16 protein-coding genes are annotated in these 16,242 nt (G+C 43.0%); 3 read left to right on the forward strand and 13 right to left on the reverse strand.

Annotated features, from left to right (window positions below; translation table 11 throughout):
- Window positions 1-4: 4 nt before the first annotated feature.
- Both FQ087_RS15680 and FQ087_RS15685 read right to left on the reverse strand, forming a co-directional pair.
- A complete protein-coding gene (locus tag FQ087_RS15680) occupies window positions 5-2,113 on the reverse strand; it encodes a heavy metal translocating P-type ATPase (RefSeq protein ID WP_149581544.1) in 2,109 nt (702 codons plus the stop codon).
- On the reverse strand, window positions 2,100-2,468 hold the full coding sequence (locus FQ087_RS15685; protein ID WP_149581545.1) for an ArsR/SmtB family transcription factor: 369 nt from the start codon (window positions 2,466-2,468) through the stop codon (window positions 2,100-2,102). The genes FQ087_RS15680 and FQ087_RS15685 overlap by 14 nt, the downstream gene beginning before the upstream one ends.
- Before the next feature lie 537 nt (window positions 2,469-3,005).
- On the opposite strand from FQ087_RS15685, the gene FQ087_RS15690 reads away from it, so the two are divergent.
- Window positions 3,006-4,040: a P1 family peptidase gene (locus FQ087_RS15690; protein ID WP_149581546.1), complete on the forward strand. Its 1,035-nt coding sequence runs from the start codon at window positions 3,006-3,008 to the stop codon at window positions 4,038-4,040.
- A 181-nt stretch (window positions 4,041-4,221) separates the two neighbouring features.
- Here the strand turns inward: FQ087_RS15690 and FQ087_RS15695 are convergent, their stop codons facing one another.
- The 9 genes from FQ087_RS15695 to FQ087_RS15730 all read right to left on the reverse strand — a co-directional run bounded on the left by FQ087_RS15695 (window position 4,222) and on the right by FQ087_RS15730 (window position 12,724).
- Window positions 4,222-6,606, reverse strand: a complete 2,385-nt coding sequence (locus tag FQ087_RS15695) for a penicillin acylase family protein (RefSeq protein ID WP_149581547.1) — start codon at window positions 6,604-6,606, stop codon at window positions 4,222-4,224.
- Window positions 6,607-6,708: 102 nt separating this feature from the next.
- On the reverse strand, window positions 6,709-6,867 hold the full coding sequence (locus tag FQ087_RS22510) for a hypothetical protein (RefSeq protein ID WP_188006780.1): 159 nt from the start codon (window positions 6,865-6,867) through the stop codon (window positions 6,709-6,711).
- A gap of 37 nt (window positions 6,868-6,904) precedes the next feature.
- On the reverse strand, window positions 6,905-7,285 hold the full coding sequence (locus FQ087_RS15700) for a Na+/H+ antiporter subunit G (RefSeq protein ID WP_149581548.1): 381 nt from the start codon (window positions 7,283-7,285) through the stop codon (window positions 6,905-6,907).
- The gene (locus tag FQ087_RS15705; protein ID WP_149581549.1) at window positions 7,263-7,547 is read right to left on the reverse strand and encodes a Na(+)/H(+) antiporter subunit F1; all 285 of its coding nucleotides are present in this window, start codon (window positions 7,545-7,547) and stop codon (window positions 7,263-7,265) included. Before FQ087_RS15705 ends, FQ087_RS15700 begins: the two co-directional genes overlap by 23 nt.
- Window positions 7,547-8,029: a Na+/H+ antiporter subunit E gene (locus tag FQ087_RS15710; RefSeq protein ID WP_149581550.1), complete on the reverse strand. Its 483-nt coding sequence runs from the start codon at window positions 8,027-8,029 to the stop codon at window positions 7,547-7,549. The genes FQ087_RS15705 and FQ087_RS15710 overlap by 1 nt, the downstream gene beginning before the upstream one ends.
- 52 nt (window positions 8,030-8,081) lie before the next feature.
- A complete protein-coding gene (locus FQ087_RS15715; protein WP_149581551.1) occupies window positions 8,082-9,566 on the reverse strand; it encodes a Na+/H+ antiporter subunit D in 1,485 nt (494 codons plus the stop codon).
- Window positions 9,559-9,897: a Na(+)/H(+) antiporter subunit C gene (locus tag FQ087_RS15720; RefSeq protein ID WP_149581552.1), complete on the reverse strand. Its 339-nt coding sequence runs from the start codon at window positions 9,895-9,897 to the stop codon at window positions 9,559-9,561. The genes FQ087_RS15715 and FQ087_RS15720 overlap by 8 nt, the downstream gene beginning before the upstream one ends.
- A gap of 3 nt (window positions 9,898-9,900) precedes the next feature.
- A complete protein-coding gene (locus FQ087_RS15725; RefSeq protein ID WP_149581553.1) occupies window positions 9,901-10,323 on the reverse strand; it encodes a Na(+)/H(+) antiporter subunit B in 423 nt (140 codons plus the stop codon).
- Entirely contained in the window at window positions 10,310-12,724 is a 2,415-nt protein-coding gene (locus FQ087_RS15730) for a Na+/H+ antiporter subunit A (RefSeq protein ID WP_149581554.1), read from the reverse strand. Before FQ087_RS15730 ends, FQ087_RS15725 begins: the two co-directional genes overlap by 14 nt.
- Window positions 12,725-13,090: 366 nt before the next feature.
- Between FQ087_RS15730 and FQ087_RS15735 the strand changes: the two genes are divergently transcribed.
- Window positions 13,091-13,762: a universal stress protein gene (locus tag FQ087_RS15735; protein ID WP_149581555.1), complete on the forward strand. Its 672-nt coding sequence runs from the start codon at window positions 13,091-13,093 to the stop codon at window positions 13,760-13,762.
- A gap of 49 nt (window positions 13,763-13,811) precedes the next feature.
- Here FQ087_RS15735 and murB read toward each other — a convergent pair whose 3' ends face one another.
- On the reverse strand, window positions 13,812-14,732 hold the full coding sequence (gene murB / locus FQ087_RS15740; RefSeq protein WP_149581556.1) for a UDP-N-acetylmuramate dehydrogenase: 921 nt from the start codon (window positions 14,730-14,732) through the stop codon (window positions 13,812-13,814).
- 198 nt (window positions 14,733-14,930) lie between these two features.
- Between murB and FQ087_RS15745 the strand changes: the two genes are divergently transcribed.
- Complete coding sequence (locus FQ087_RS15745) at window positions 14,931-15,458, forward strand: YceI family protein (RefSeq protein WP_149581557.1); 528 nt, start codon at window positions 14,931-14,933, stop codon at window positions 15,456-15,458.
- Between the two features lie 123 nt (window positions 15,459-15,581).
- Here FQ087_RS15745 and FQ087_RS15750 read toward each other — a convergent pair whose 3' ends face one another.
- Window positions 15,582-16,217: a DsbA family oxidoreductase gene (locus FQ087_RS15750; RefSeq protein WP_149581558.1), complete on the reverse strand. Its 636-nt coding sequence runs from the start codon at window positions 16,215-16,217 to the stop codon at window positions 15,582-15,584.
- Between the last annotated feature and the right edge of the window lie 25 nt (window positions 16,218-16,242).

Below are 16,242 nucleotides of genomic sequence, written 5' to 3' on the forward strand. Positions count from 1 at the left end.
CTACTTACTTATGAACGCGCAATAAACGAAGCGAGTTCAGCACGACCAACAGCGTCGCACCCATATCTGCGAAGATGGCAATCCATAATGTCAGCCAGCCAGGAATGATAAGAAGCAGTGCTATAATTTTTAAACCTAATGCAAACATAATGTTTTCCTTGATAATTCGCAATGTTTTTCGGCTTAATTTCATTGTATAGGGCAGTTTTCCTAAATCATCTGCCATCAATGCAATATCTGCCGTTTCCAATGCGGCGTCCGTACCGGCTCCACCCATTGCAATACCAACCGAAGCTGCAGCTAAGGCAGGTGCGTCATTAATGCCATCACCAACCATGGCTACACGACCGTATTGATCGCTTAATTGTTTAATAGCCGTTAGTTTGTCTTCAGGCATCAGCCCGGCACGTACATCAGTAACACCAAGCTCAGCAGCAATTGCTTCCGCCGTTACCTGGTGGTCGCCTGTCAGCATGACTGTATGACGAATACCTATATTTTTCAATTGACGTAAAACATCACGACTTTCTTCTCGTATTGGATCCGCTACAGCCAATAGTCCGCTAAACGTTGTACCAGTTACAATCGCCATGACTGACTTTCCTTGTTGTTGAAGAGTCACCGCTTGTTGCAACATCTGTTCCGGCAATGAAGACAGTTCCTGTGCCCAGCTTAAGCTACCGATATACGTAATCACACCCTCAATTTCCGCATAAGCGCCTTTTCCGGTAATCGATTGAAAATTTGACGCATCGACTTTTTGCGCTCCATTTTTATGCGCATAATTGACGACTGCTTTTGCAAGCGGATGCTGTGACATGGATTCCACTGCTGCAATTGCACTTAGTAATTTTTCTTGACCATCTATTTCAGTTACTATGAAATCTGTTACTTCCGGATAACCTTTCGTTAATGTTCCGGTTTTATCGAAAGCTATAACGTCAAGCCTCCCTGTTTCTTCGAGGTGGATGCCGCCTTTAATCAGCACGCCTTGACGTGCTGCATTTCCAATCGCTGTGACAATAGCAACTGGAGTAGAGACAACTAGCGCACACGGACAACCTACTACGAGTACCGCGAGGCCTTGATAGATCCATGCATTCCAATCTCCGCCGAGCAGCGGCGGAATTATTGCTACAAGGATTGCAATCACAATGATTGCAGGTGTGTAGTACTTTGCAAATTTATCAACAAACTTTTGCGAGGGTGCTTTTTCTGCCTGCGCATCTTCTACGAGGTGGATGATTTTCGCAATCGTCGTATCGCCGACGAGCTTCGTAACCGTTACTTCCAACGCACCTTCTTCATTGAGTGTACCTGCGAATACATTGTCTCCGGACATTTTCAGAACGGGGATGGATTCACCTGTAATCGCTGCTTGATTGACAGTAGAAGTACCTGTTAAAACAGAGCCATCCATGGCAATCTTCTGACCCGGTTTTACTATGAGGATATCCCCGACGACAATGTCTTCTGTCGGAAGCTCCACAAACTCCTCGCCACGTTTTACTAGCGCGGCAGGCGGTGCAATATCCATTAATTTTCGAATAGACTGGCGCGCCTTATTCATTGAATAGGCTTCTAGCGCTTCACTTACTGCAAACAAGAAAACAACAACTGCACCTTCTCGCCATTCCCCAATGATCGCAGCACCAATGATGGCAATTGTCATTAGCGTTTTCATATCGAATTCGAAGCGAATAAGATTTCTCAGTCCTACTTTAAATATACCTGTTCCGCCAATTACGATGGCGATGGCAAAAAGAACAATTGCCGCTGGATGCGTTTCTGTATAGCGAAACGATATAATCATCCCCATCATTAAAAACAGAAGCGAAAAGAGAGTAATTAGATTTTCCTTACGTTTAAAGAAAGGTATTTTCGGCTCAATCCTTTTATTTTGAAGCGGGGCAACTTTAATGCCGTCAAAAGCGCCGGCTGTCTCCAAGTCTTCAACACTCGCACTTCCGCTAAATACCAATTTGGAAGCACCGAAGTTTACTTGTGCATCTTGTACTGAAGGTAAATTCTTGACGTTTTTTTCAAACTTCATTGCACAACTGGCGCACGTTAAATTTTCCAACCGATATTCCTTCTTTTCAACTGTTGCCATGTTCAACACCTTCTATCGTATGCTCATGCGCGACTTTCACAAGTTGGTGAATGTGATCGTCTGCGAGCGAATAGTAGACCATTTTCCCTTTTTTCCTTGATTTGGCAAGTGCTTGTTCTCGCAGATAGCGTAAGTGATGGGATGCAGTCGCGACAGAAGAACCTATTACTGCCGCTACGTCACAGACACACATTTCCTCTTCTAGTGTCAGCGAAAAAGCAATTTTCAATCTCGTTTCATCTGCCAGTGCCTTGAATATTCGTGCCGTTGCCCCCAAATCCGGTAATGCAATTTGGACCCGCTCTACGACTTCTTCGTGGACCATTATCACTTCACACACTTCTTTTACCGTCATATTTTCACCTCATTCAAATGATTGTTTGATTATTTTTAGTATATTCATTTTTTTATCCAGTTGCAAGGCTAATCAAATGATTGTTTGAATGAAATTTATTTCATTATTGCGGTTCGGCAATATCCATGGTGATAATTTGCCCGCCTCGTTGGAGACGACCTGGAATAATCTCCGCTGCAACGGGTGCGATGATATTAGTAGTTAAACGACATTGACTGTAGTATTTGTTTGCAGCGACTACTTTAGCCGATATGTTATAAATCCTAGGAGGAATCTTTTGAGTAAGATTTTCTTTACTGCATAATTTCCAAAATCACAGTTAAAAAAGGTGTCCGGGGATTCTTCGCAGAACATTTACTAATAGTAGCCAAGGACCATTGTTTTTATGTATCGGTACGAGATTTCTCGAATGCATTTGATGATGTGTAAGATCGTACAGAAGCAGACGTATCATGAAATTTACATAAGCATCATATGGAACGATTCATGCGCTGGTTTTAGTCATTAAATAAAAATAAGTTCTTAGGAGTTGAGAGAATGTTACGAGGACAACGGAATACTATCACAGATGTACTAGGAGTTAAAGTCGGGCATGTGACGCTTGAACAAGTATTACCAAATGGTGATTCTGTATGCACAGGCGTGACTGCGATTTTGCCACATAGCGGAAATGTTTTCGAGCAGAAAGTTCCAGCAGCCAGCTTTGTATTAAACGGCTTCGGTAAAACGGCGGGACTGATTCAAATTGAAGAACTAGGTGTTATCGAATCGCCCATTATGCTCACAAACACGTTTAGCGTCGGGGCGGTGTTGGAAGGTACATTAGCGTATATGCTCGATGAAAATCACTCCATTGGAGACTCTACAAGTTCGCTAAATGTCGTTGTCGGAGAATGCAATGACAGTTATTTGAACTCAATGCGCCTGATGAAAGTAAGGCCTAACCACGCAATTGAAGCGATTCAAAACGCCGACAGTACGATTGAACAAGGAGCAGTCGGGGCTGGAAAAGGGATGATCTGTTTTGGGATGAAAGGCGGCATCGGCTCATCATCTCGGCTTGTTCAGAAAGACGATGTCTGCTTTACAGTCGGCGTGTTGACACTGACGAATTTCGGGAAAGCCGGGGAATGTAGAATTGATGAATGGCTCAACCAGAACGACTTTGAGGTCACTGGCTCAATTCTACAGTCTGAAGCGGACAACTTAAAACCTGACGGGTCAGTCATAATTATCGTGGCGACAGACGCCCCTGTAAATGAACGGCAATTGAAGCGTCTCGCAAAGCGAGCCTCAATCGGACTCGGACGAACAGGGACACATATCCATAACGGGAGCGGCGACATTATCATCGCATTCTCGAATGGTTTTACGATCCCACATGAAAGCACCGATATGACTAATGCATATGAGCTGTTACGTGACGATCATCCAATTATGAACGACTTATTTCAGGCGGTGATTGAAGCGACGGAAGAAGCTGTATATCAATCAATGATTCATGCGGAAACGACTTTAGGTCGAATGGATCGTGTCGTGAATAGCTGGATGAATCATAAACATACACGTTAATAAACGGGGCGCATTCAATTTTATATAGGCAGTCTTTGAGGTTTTATGATTGGTCAATCCTCTTTTATAATCGGTCAACCTGCAATTATAGGCGCTCAGCCATCCTTTCTAATTGGTCGACTCCTTTTTATGTTCGCTCAGGCATTCTGCAGTCTTCGTACCAGAAAAAAAGCGGGGCGCATTAGCGCTCCGCTTTCAATACCAATGTATACCCATCTTTAATGTCCCCATCCAAAACAGTTTCATGGTATTCACCTTTCATCCAATCATCTACCTGATCATGGAACCATTTTGATTTCATGTGGCCGCTTTGACCCGGTCCTACAATATGATTGGCTTTCGATAAATCGGACAAATCAGCAACAAAGCGCCAAGGTGCACCGTGCTCCACAGTACCATTTTCATCAAAAGCTGCTGCCTGGACTGTAACATTCGAACCGCCTATGGCCTGTTTTTTCGGATTCAAGAAATATTCAAAAATAGGAGATGCTCCCGAAAGCGCGTGCGGGAACTCCAGCTGGTGGAAATCTCCCCATTTCCAGTCTGCCATTTGATTACCGAATAATTCTTCAATATCTTCAACCGACTTCACAAATGAATCGAAGACCCACTTATCCACACCGCCATACGCCTCCACCCAGGCACCTGGATCACCTGCGTAAGATTCACGCATCATTTGGTCAGTTATCTTCCCTTTCCCCGGGAGAAGCTCGTAGACATCCTCAGGCATCGATTCGCTGAACATTTCGATTGGCAATTCTGCCACCCACTTATGGAAGACAAGCGGTGCCGCTGCATCTGTGGAATCGAATTGATCCCACTCACGAAGCATCTTCACAATATTTACGTACTTCCCGATCACGGCGTCTTCTGCTTCAACCGAACTAATCATATCCTCAAGAAACTCAGCTGCGTATAAGTTTTTTTGATCCATCTGCAGTTTCATCATATCTTCTGCCGTAAAGTTGTCCCCTTCTCGCAACACTTCCGCAATCCGTTCATAGCGATAAGGCTGTGCCCAAAGTTTCGTAATGTGGTAAGGATACGAGTCATCGACGACTTGGTTGTTGGCGGTGGCTATGAACCCTTCATCCGGATTAACAACACGCGGCAATTCATCATACGGAATATAGCCCTTCCAGCCGTAATCAGAAGAATCACCTGGTACAGGCAATTGTGCATCTCCTTGTTTCCTTATCGGTATACGCCCATTTGCTTTATAAGCGATGGTGCCATCCTTCGCTGCAAACACAAAATTCTGTGCAGGCGCATGGAAGTCTTCCAATGCCGTTTCGAAACTATCCCAGTCCGTTGCTTTGTTCATGTTCATAATAGATTCAAGCTCTTTTGTCGGTTCAAGCGCCGTCCATTGCATCGAAAACAACGCACCCGGATCTTCTTCTTTGTAAAGGATGTCCGAAATAATCGGTCCGTGCCTCGTGACCATTACTTCGAAGGGTACATCTGCCCCATCCTTAACTGAAATCGTTTCATCCCTCACCTCAGCCTGTTCCCATTCACCGTCATAAAGGAATTGGGTCCGGTCATCAGGATTTGGAGTTTCGATATATAAATCTTGGACGTCGGGTCCGACGTTCGTCACGCCCCACGCAACGTTGTCATTATGACCAAGGATGATTCCTGGAACACCCGCAAAAATAACACCGCTAACGTTTTGGTCCGGCGACTGTAAATGCATCTGATACCAGATGGCCGGTGTATCGAGTCCGAGATGTGGATCATCTGCCAGAAGCGGTAATCCTGAAGCTGTTTTATCACCAGATACAACCCAGTTATTACTACCGTTGAATTCAGGCGGAATTAAATCAGGATCAAATCTACCCGCAACTGCCACCGGATTCGCAATGTTCGCCTCAATTATAGACTGCGCATTTTCCGGATATGTAATGAATAACTCCCGTGCCAAATCTTCCGAGAAATTATTCAATGCCCAGTGCCTAACAGCTAGACTGTCCCAGTTTCCACCGAGATCATAAGCCATAAACTTACCTATCGTCAACGAATCAATTGCTGTCCACGATTCAGGCGAATAGCCTAGAACCTTGAATTCATAAGGCAACTTTCCATCCTTCTCTGCCTCTTCAATGAATGCATTAACACCTTCCGCATACCAATCGAGGACCTTTTTCGCTTCCTCACCGTAGCCGGCATGAGATTCTTCAGCTGCTGCGCGCAAGCTGAATGTACGGAATTTCTTATCCGTTCCGACTGCCGCTTCGCCCACTACTTCGGCTAAGCGTCCACTCGCTTGTCTGCGAGCCATATCCATTTGAAATAAACGATCCTGCGCTTGAACATAGCCTTGGGTCCTGTACATATCCGCGTCCGACTTCGCGGTGATATGCGGTACACCAAATGCATCCCTTACAACAGTCACGTCTTCGTCCAAAAATACCGCATTTACTTGCCCGTCAATAAATGGTTTCGACTTGCCTATGTATACGTTCACAACAATCAATGCCGCGATGACCAATACTATAATCGCCCCAAATATCGACAACAGAATTTTCGTCCATTTCCCCATTTCCCTCTTCTGTTTCACCATTCCACACACCCTTCATATCTTCCTTTAATTGTATTCTATTATTCTGTTTAAACTCCTCCTTTATCTGAATTAAACCAAAAGTGAACACTCAACCTAAGCTCGTCAACCGATCATAAACTCCGCGCGACCAATCATATCCACACACCAACCGATCATAAACCCTGTACGACCAATCATATCCACACACCAACCGATCATTAACCCAGCACGACCAGTCATATCCACACACCAACCGATCATAAAACCCGTACGAGATTTCATAAGTTCCAACCCAAATAAAAAAAGGAGAGCCCAGCCATTATCGGCCAGTCTCATCCTCTTCTACTTTATCCTTATGTATCATTTCGTATAATTCATCCTCAGTGGAGATATCTGCAAGTTTTACGTTCGACCGATAAGCTGCCCGGACAATCAAATGTCCAGCAACCGGCGCAGTCAGAAAAACAAAAACGATCCCTAAAAGCAGGCGTACGCTTACAAAATGTTGGCTAAACAAAAAATAAATGAAAGCTCCTGACAATGTTAGCAAGACGGCGAGTGTCGAACTTTTCGTTGCAGCGTGAGATCTCGTGTAAACATCTGGCAACCGAAGAAGTCCGAAAACGCTAATTACGCTAGCAATTCCACCCGTCAAAATAAGAAATGCTCCTATAAATTCACCGATCATGTTTCCGTTCAACGATAACACCCCTCTCGATGAACTTTGAGAAGGCGATTGTGCCGATGAACGATAGAATCCCTAAAATTAAAATGACTTCTAAAAAGGCTTTCGTATTCATCATTACTGAAATAACCGCTATCACAGCAATCAGGTTAACACCGATCATATCAAGACCTATAACGCGGTCAGGCATCGATGGTCCCAGTATAATTCGTATAACAGCTATGGCAATCGTTATCGAGAAAAGCACGAGCGAAATCGTCAGCATTGCTTGAATCATCAGCGGGTCACCTCCATGATTGCTCTTTCAAAATTATGTAGCTGCATTAAAAGTCCATCTCGAGACTGTTCGACGTCCATTGCGTGGATATAAAGGACATTCCCTTCCGGTGACACTTCCATGACAACAGACCCCGGAGTCAATGTCAGCAGCAACGATAGCATTGTTACTTCTGAATCGCTCTCCAAAACTGTTTCATATTTGAAAATACCTGGTTTAATTTTCAATTTCGGGCTAAGAATTTGTTTCAATACGACTATGCTCGATTTAGTCAACTCTGAAATGAAGATGAACAGCAATTTAATTGTTGAGTACAAACGGCGCAAGTAAAATTGCGTACCGAAAAACCGATGCATGAAAAATATAATCCCAATCCCGACTAGGAAGCCGGCAAAGAAAGTCGTAAACTTCGGCTCATCTTCATCCATTAAGAGCATCCAGAGCAGAGCTATAAATAAATTCAACAGTAACTGGGCTGGCATAATGTTCACCTCTTCTTTCCGATAAAGGGACGGGGCCCCTCCCTCTCATCGATTACCTATCACTAGTTAAGACCGCGTCTATATAAATTTCAGGGTTCATCAGCGTACGAGCCGCATCGGAAACATACGGTGCAAGCCCTTCCGCTCCAACTCCGAGTGCAATTGTTAAGATACCAAACATCACGAGTGGAATAAGCATTCCTTTTTTAAGCGGCACATCATCATCTTCGTTAATAATCGTCTCTCCCCAGAAGCAGTTAATGAAAATGCGTAGCAATGAATACAGTACGAAAATGCTTGATAGGAAAGCAATTGCAAGCAAGAAGTATGAACCCGTTTCAATCGCTCCCTGTCCAACATATACTTTTCCAATGAACCCGCTCAGCGGTGGAATCCCAGCAAGTGACAGCATCGTAATGAAAAACAACCAGCCGAGCAACGGATAGTTGCGAATCAATCCACTCATTTTTTCAATCTTACTCGTACCCGTTAAGTAGATCATCGTTCCTGCTAGAAGAAAGAGTAACGCTTTGATAATCATGTCGTGGATTAGGTAATAGATGGAACCTTGAAACGCCACTTCCGTCGAAACGGCAAGCCCAACAAGTATGAAACCTACCGCAATCACGACGTTATAAGAAACAATTTGTCGAATATCATTGTAGGCAATCGCTCCCATACTTCCCCCAATAATCGTGAGCGCCGCCATAATACCAATGATAGAATGTGTGACACCGGGTTCATGATAGAAGATCAGCGTAAAAACACGGAACATCGCATAGATACCGACTTTTGTCAGCAACGCACCAAACAATGCCGCAACCACTGTCGGCGGTGCACTGTAGGATCCAGGCAGCCAAAAGTATAGAAGAAGTCCAGATTTCAAGCTAAAGACAACTAGAAAGATAATGCTGATTACCGTCAATAGTGGTCCTTGCCCGACTTCCGCAATACGTACAGATAGATGCGCCATATTAAGCGTACCTACTGTACCGTATAAATAGGCGATGCCAACCAGGAAAAACCACGAGGACAGCACATTTATAGATATGTATTTAATGGATTCGACAAGTTGAACTTTCCTTCCCCCGAGTGTAATTAGGACATATGAAGATAACAACATCACCTCAAAACAGACGAATAGATTAAATAAATCACCTGTCAGAAACGAACCGTTAACGCCCGCAACGAGGAAAAAGACAAACGGATAAAAGAACATACTCTCGTGTCTCCGTCCGATTGATGAAAAGGCATAGATCAGAAGAATCCCCGTTACAATCGCAGTCGTCAATACAAGCAGCATGGAAAAAGAATCTGCTACGAAGGAAATTCCGTAAGGCGGCAACCAGCCACCGAAATCGATTCGCAAAATACCATCAGTCTGGATCAAATCCAGTATATAAACACTGACCGCAACGGTTGCTGTCATGGATACAAGACTGAACACCCGCTGAACTTTTATATAAGGCCTAAGAAATACAAGTAGTATTCCTGTCAATAAAGGAATGAGCATAGGCATGACAATAATATTATTCATCTTTGGGTCCTCTCAATAAAAAAAGATTGTCCGATCCGGTCTCTTTGTATGTACGGTAAGCAAGTACCAATAAAAAAGAAGTCACCGCAAAGCTTATAACGATTGCCGTCAAAATTAGCGCCTGCGGAAGAGCATCTGTATACTTTTCCGCATTTTCACCCAACAGCGGAACTGCACCTTTTTTCAATCCACCCATCGTCATTAACAGTAAATGCACAGCATGCGACAAGATGGCTGTCCCTAAGATGACCCGAATCAGACTTTTGGATAGCAGCAAATAGACAGCGACCGTTACTAGCACTCCAACGAGTATTGTTATTAACGTTTCCATCCGCTACACATCCTCACTAATACTTAAAATAATTGTTACAACAACACCGACAACAGTCAGTGCTACACCTGCCTCGAACAGCACAACAGTCGACAATTCAGTTTCCCCGAACACAGGTAAATTAAAATGGCTGGCCGTCTGGGTAAGAAATGGAGCGCCGAAGATAACTGATCCTAGGCCAGTCCCGACTGCAAGTAAGACACCAAACGCCGCAATCATTTTAAAGTCGAACGGGATGCCCTTATGGACTGTTTCTATATCGAATACCATATAGAGTAAAACGAAAGCCGAAGACAGGACAAGACCACCTATGAATCCTCCTCCGGGGTTGTAATGACCGGAAAGGAATAATTCAATACCGAACGTCAAAATGATAAACACAACAATTTTCGTCACTGTTTGTAAAATGACATCATTTATCTTCAACGTCCTCGTCCCCCTTTCCCGCCTTCAATTTAACTAACGTAAACACTCCGATTCCAGCTATAAAAAGCACTACAACTTCAAGCATAGTATCGAATGCACGGAAATCACCCAATATCGTATTGACGATATTCTTTCCTCCAGCTAACTCATAAGCGTCTTCAAAATAAACAGAAACCGACTCGAACATTTTATTCCCTTGGACGATCAGCGCAAGAACCGTAACAACAGTTCCAACTGAAATGGCGATAATGCCTTTACCCACTTTTAAAGACCTAGTTGCTTTTTCTTTGCTCCATTCCGGTAAGAAATAGAAACATAAAAGAAATAACGCAGTAGTCACAGTTTCCACTATAATTTGCGTCAAAGCTAAATCAGGTGCCCGGAATACAACAAAAAGAATGGCAATCGAATAGCCGAGAACACTGTTTAACAGGATTGCAGTGATGCGTGATTTCGCAAAGATAATCGCTATACTTGCCGCCATCATGACAAAGATGATGATGTATTCATTGATGCTGATAAGAGCATCGTTTGATAAATCAATTGAAAACCCACCCGTCCACAAAAGACCGCCGCCAACTGTGACGATGAAGAATATAAAAATATAGACAAGATAATCCCTGAGATAACCCGTCATATAAGTCCGTGTCAGAAAAGTAGAACCTTTTTCCAACTGTGATATCAGGCCATTGTACAAGGAATCGAGACTCCATCTCATCGGTGCGATCGAGTAAATTCCACGCCAGTATCGAAGGTATAAGTAGAGCAACCCACCCAGTACGACAACACCAATCGTCATCATGATCGGTACATTAAAACCGTGCCACGCAGATATATGCGGAACGAGACCTTCTGCTCCCTCAAACGGAGGATAGACCGCCGCCATCGCAGGGCTCAATAAATATTTGCCGACCACATTCGGGAAGAAGAAAATGCCCACAACGAACAGCGCAAGAACTGCCGGTGCAACAAGCATCCCAACCGGTGCTTCATGTGCTTTCCGATCCAGACGATCCGGCTGATGCTCCCCAAGAAATGTCTGAAAAACGAGTAGCATGCTGTAGACGAATGTCAACACACTCGCAAGCCAAGCTACTACAGGTATTAAGCTCCCCCAAACAGGACCCATCGCAAAAATATCTAGGTTACGTATAATCAATACAGATTCGAAAAACATTTCTTTACTAAGGAAACCGTTAAACGGAGGTAATCCTGCCATAGAAAAACTTCCGATAACTGCAATTGTAAACGTTACAGGCAACAGTGACATCAGGCCACCAAGTCTTCGGATATCCCGAGTACCAACCTGGTGATCGACAATACCAACGACCATGAACAGAGCACCTTTGAATGTCGAATGATTAATAAGATGGAACAAAGCAGCAAAAGTTGCCTGCGTATAAATAACAGAGTCCGCACTGTAACCACCGTTAAGCGCGGCTGAACCCAGTCCGAAGAGACTCATAATCAGACCAAGCTGACTGATTGTCGAATAAGCGAGCAGCGCCTTGAGATCGGTCTGCCGCACTGCGTTGACTGACCCCCAAAACAATGTAAATATCCCAACGCCCGTGACTGTATAAAACCATACAGCTTCTCCACCAAATACAGGCGTGAAGCGTGCAACAAGGTAAATACCCGCTTTGACCATTGTCGCAGAGTGTAAATAAGCACTGACCGGCGTCGGCGCTTCCATCGCGTCCGGCAACCAGATATGGAACGGAAACTGTGCAGACTTCGTAAATGCACCGAGTAAGATAAGCAGCATAGCAGGGATAAACAGACTTTCATCCGTATATTGACCAATCGTGGCAATAATTTCACGCACACTGTATGAACCGGTCAAGGTATGCAGTATTATAAAACCGGCAAGCATTCCCACTCCACCGGACACAGTGATAAGCATCGATTTTTGTGCACCCGACCTAGATTTCTTCCGATGGTACCAAAATGCGATTAGAAGAAACGACGAAATACTCGTTAATTCCCAAAAAACGTACAGTACCATCAAGTTATCCGAGAAGATTACCCCAAGCATCGAGCCCATAAACATGAGAAGATAAACATAAAAACGCCCTAACGCCTCACGCTCGGATAAATAATATATGGAGTAGAGAATGACTAGACTCCCGACCCCCGTGATAAGAAGTCCAAAAATCATGCTGAGACCGTCGAAATAAGTCGTAAAATTAATCCCTGCCGAATCTATCCATTTTATTGTATGTATATACGTCTTACCCTTAGACACTGCAGGGATAAAACTGGCGAGAACAATGAATAACGTTACTGGAACAATTATGACAAACCACCCGATATGCTTACTATGCACCCGCTTATAGATGAACGGGACAAAGATAGCTGCCAAAAACGGGATGAAAATAGCTATAGTTATTGTTAACAAATGCAAACCTCCAATGCTGAACAGATTAATGAAGTTGAACTAAGTCACGGGAAATGTATACAGAAAAGTGGAATATCCAGTTACGTAGTGTGTGTAAAATTACATTATTATTTAGGGCATACTTGACCTGCGACGTGTCTGACGGGATAATAGGGAGCTATAGATAACAGTAGTAGGGGAAACCGCTATGAGTTTATACATTAAATTATACACTATTGCTGTACTCTTAGCACTTTGAAACATTTCAGATCATTCATATCTTGTTTTTAGATAGATTTTCATATATAATTATTTGGTTTTCAATTAGTATTAAAATTTTAGTATGAACCCAATTATACAAATAATAATTAAGAGGTGACTACCGTCATGGGCAAAGTAAAAGGTCGTATGGACGAGAGTATTCTCGTTTGTGTCTACTACGGTCCAAATGGTGAACGTCTCATTAGACGCGGACATAAAATAGCAGCAATCATGGACTGTCCAATGTATATTTTAACAGTGGATCCACTTCCCTTTGATGAATTCGACGCGGAGAAATCCCAATATGTCGAGCGCTGGAAAGAACTTGCTGAAGAACTTGAAGTAGAAGATTTCATAATACGGGATTGCGAAAGGCGTCCATTCGCCAAAGTGATTAAAGAAGTGGCCCATGAACACAACATTACCCAAATCATTCTCGGCCAAACTGCACAAAGCAGATGGGAAGAAATTACGAAAGGCTCGTTCATGAACGTATTGCTACGTGAAATTACGTTTGTTGATTTCCATGTTGTTTCTGTCGATCGAGCTATTAGAGATGAAATTGACGGTATGTTTGAAAAAGGTGTTCGTGCTTACTTGATCGAAGACGGCGCCGGTTTCCGCGTGAGCTTCACACTCTCGAAAGAAGCCCGCTTTGAAGGTATTTTCTTCAAAGAAATTGGGACTGATTTTAACAATGGTATTTTCAAATTTATGAGCAACAACAAAATGTGCCAAGTGCATATCACAGATGACCAGGTGACGGATCCTTCCATGTTCTCTTGTAAAACCGATTAATAATAGAAGAGTGAATAAAAGCGGATGACTATAGGTCATCCGCTTTTTATTATTCCCCTATTTCTTCACCTACGATTTTCACTTCAAGCTCTAGGTCAACATTAAATTTCTTTTTCACTTCTGCTTTCACCATGTTAATCGTCTCAATGTAATCAGAAGCGGTTGCATTACTTTTATTAATGATAAAGCCTGCATGCTTCAATGACACTTCTGCTCCGCCATGCCCTTTCCCTTGCAGACCGCAGTCTTGTATAAGTTTTCCTGCAAAATAGCCTGGCGGTCGTTTGAACACACTTCCTGCTGAAGGATATTCAAGTGGTTGTTTTGATACTCGCTGGAAGGTTAAGTCTGCTACTTTCTCATTAATGACATCCGGATCTCCTTGCATGAGTTGGAAATCCGCTGAGAGAACGTAGTAGCCCTCTCTCGAAATAATACTCTTTCTATAACCAAGCTCCAGTTCTTCTTTTGAAAGAACTAACCGCTCGCCCGTTTTCGTCAACACTGTCGCATGAACAACTATATCTTTTATTTCCCCGCCATATGCACCGGCATTCATTGCCATTGCGCCTCCGATTGAACCTGGAATCCCACAAGCAAATTCAATTCCTGATAGAGCATCTGCAGCCGCATGTTTTGAAACATCAATAATTAGTGCACCTGCCTCAGCATGCACAAGTGATCCTTCAATACTTATTGCATTAAGCTGTGATAAATGAAGGACAATCCCTCTCACTCCACCATCTCTGACGACCATGTTTGACCCGTTTCCAAGTAATAGTAACGGAATTTCATTATTATATGCATAACTTACTACAGTTTCTGTTTCATCTATAGTTCCAGGAATGACAAGAAGGTCTGCTGCTCCCCCAAGTTTTGTCATCGTGTATTTACATAGTGGTTCATCAATTAGTACTGTGCCTGTTGTAATTTTTTTCTGAAGTTCTTCATACCATTGATGTTTTGACATCAACATTCAAATCCTTTCCATAAAAGCTTTTCACCCTTAATAGTATGCTTGGAAACTTTTCTTTTGACAAGGAATTCTTATTAACCGAAAGCCTCATTATTTCCCTCTATTCGGAATGCACAAAATTATTCATCTTGACTTCAAGATAATTAACGAATATAGTGAAAATATAACTTATTCAGAGAGGGAGTTTTTCAAATGACAAAATGGACAGTAGATGCTTCACACACAGGCGTTGGTTTTTCAGTTAAGCATATGATGGTTTCTAAAGTAAGAGGACGTTTTACAGGGGTAGAAGGTACAATCGAAGGTAATCCTGAAGATTTGACGGGCGCTAACATCAACTTCACAATCGACGCTTCAACAATTCATACAAATAGCGACGATCGTGATAACCACCTTCGTTCTGCAGATTTCTTCGATACAGAAACATTCCCGACAATCACATTCGTTTCAACAGGTATCACAAAAAAAGGCGATAATGAATATAACGTTACTGGTGACATGACAGTAAAAGACGTAACAAAAAAAGTTACGTTTGAAGCTGAGTATGAAGGTACTGGTAAAAACCCTTGGGGCGTAGATGTAGCTGCTTTTGAAGTCGAAGGTAAAATTTCAAGAAAAGAATTCAATCTTACTTGGAACCAAGCGCTAGAAGCAGGCGGCGTTCTTGTAGGCGACGACATTAAAATCACAATCGATTTGCAAGCAAACCCAGCTCAATAAAGAAAAGTAAAAAGCGCCGTTTAGCCTCTGAGGTTGACGACTGAAGTCTAAACAGTAATAAGTAACTAAAAAATCGACCATGCGATCAATATGATCACATGGCCGATTTTTTATTTCTGTTGATTAAGCTTCTTCCGCAGCTTGTCGAAGTGCATTTGCAAATGCTTCCGCCGGCTGCGCTCCTGAAATTGCGTATTTACGGTTAATAACGAAAAACGGAACACCTTTTACACCGATTTGCTGAGCTTCAGCGATATCCGTTCTTACATCATCTGCAAACTCGTCAGAATCGAGAACTGCTTTCGCACGGTCACGAGAAATCCCTGCTTCTTCCGCAATGCGAAGTAACACGTCTACTGAACCAATTTTTTCACCATCAATGAAATAAGCTTTCAGTAAATTTTCCGATACCGTCTTATCGAAACCTTCCTGTTCAGCAAGTTTCGCTAGGCGATGTGCATTAAATGTATTTGATGGCGTCATAGCGTCAAAGTTATAGTTCAGTCCTACAGATTTTGCTTGGTCCACCACATTGTCAGTCATCTTCTTCGCTTCTTCCACACTCATGCCATACTTCGTCGCAAGACTTTCTTTCATCAGCGTATCGGACACCGCGGGCGAATTTGGATCAAGTTCATATGCCTTGAAAACAACTTCAGCCTTTTCTCCAAGGCCGGTCTGCTCTAACGCTTCTTCTAATCTACGCTTTCCAATATAACAAAACGGGCAAACATAATCTGACCATATTTCAATTTTCAATTTTCCCGCCACCTTTCATATTCTT

Origin of the sequence: Sporosarcina sp. ANT_H38, from assembly GCF_008369195.1 — a bacterium.
Taxonomy (GTDB): Bacteria; Bacillota; Bacilli; order Bacillales_A; family Planococcaceae; genus Sporosarcina.

Excerpts from the sequence above, each read along its gene's own strand:
- FQ087_RS15680 (WP_149581544.1), bottom strand. The coding sequence starts at position 2,113 with ATGGCAACAGTTGAAAAGAAGGAATATCGGTTGGAAAATTTAACGTGC.
- FQ087_RS15685 (WP_149581545.1), bottom strand. The coding sequence starts at position 2,468 with ATGACGGTAAAAGAAGTGTGTGAAGTGATAATGGTCCACGAAGAAGTC.
- FQ087_RS15690 (WP_149581546.1), top strand. The coding sequence starts at position 3,006 with ATGTTACGAGGACAACGGAATACTATCACAGATGTACTAGGAGTTAAA.
- FQ087_RS15695 (WP_149581547.1), bottom strand. The coding sequence starts at position 6,606 with ATGGTGAAACAGAAGAGGGAAATGGGGAAATGGACGAAAATTCTGTTG.
- FQ087_RS22510 (WP_188006780.1), bottom strand. The coding sequence starts at position 6,867 with ATGAAATCTCGTACGGGTTTTATGATCGGTTGGTGTGTGGATATGACT.
- FQ087_RS15705 (WP_149581549.1), bottom strand. The coding sequence starts at position 7,547 with ATGATTCAAGCAATGCTGACGATTTCGCTCGTGCTTTTCTCGATAACG.
- FQ087_RS15710 (WP_149581550.1), bottom strand. The coding sequence starts at position 8,029 with ATGCCAGCCCAGTTACTGTTGAATTTATTTATAGCTCTGCTCTGGATG.
- FQ087_RS15715 (WP_149581551.1), bottom strand. The coding sequence starts at position 9,566 with ATGAATAATATTATTGTCATGCCTATGCTCATTCCTTTATTGACAGGA.
- FQ087_RS15720 (WP_149581552.1), bottom strand. The coding sequence starts at position 9,897 with ATGGAAACGTTAATAACAATACTCGTTGGAGTGCTAGTAACGGTCGCT.
- FQ087_RS15735 (WP_149581555.1), top strand. The coding sequence starts at position 13,091 with ATGGGCAAAGTAAAAGGTCGTATGGACGAGAGTATTCTCGTTTGTGTC.
- murB (WP_149581556.1), bottom strand. The coding sequence starts at position 14,732 with ATGTCAAAACATCAATGGTATGAAGAACTTCAGAAAAAAATTACAACA.
- FQ087_RS15745 (WP_149581557.1), top strand. The coding sequence starts at position 14,931 with ATGACAAAATGGACAGTAGATGCTTCACACACAGGCGTTGGTTTTTCA.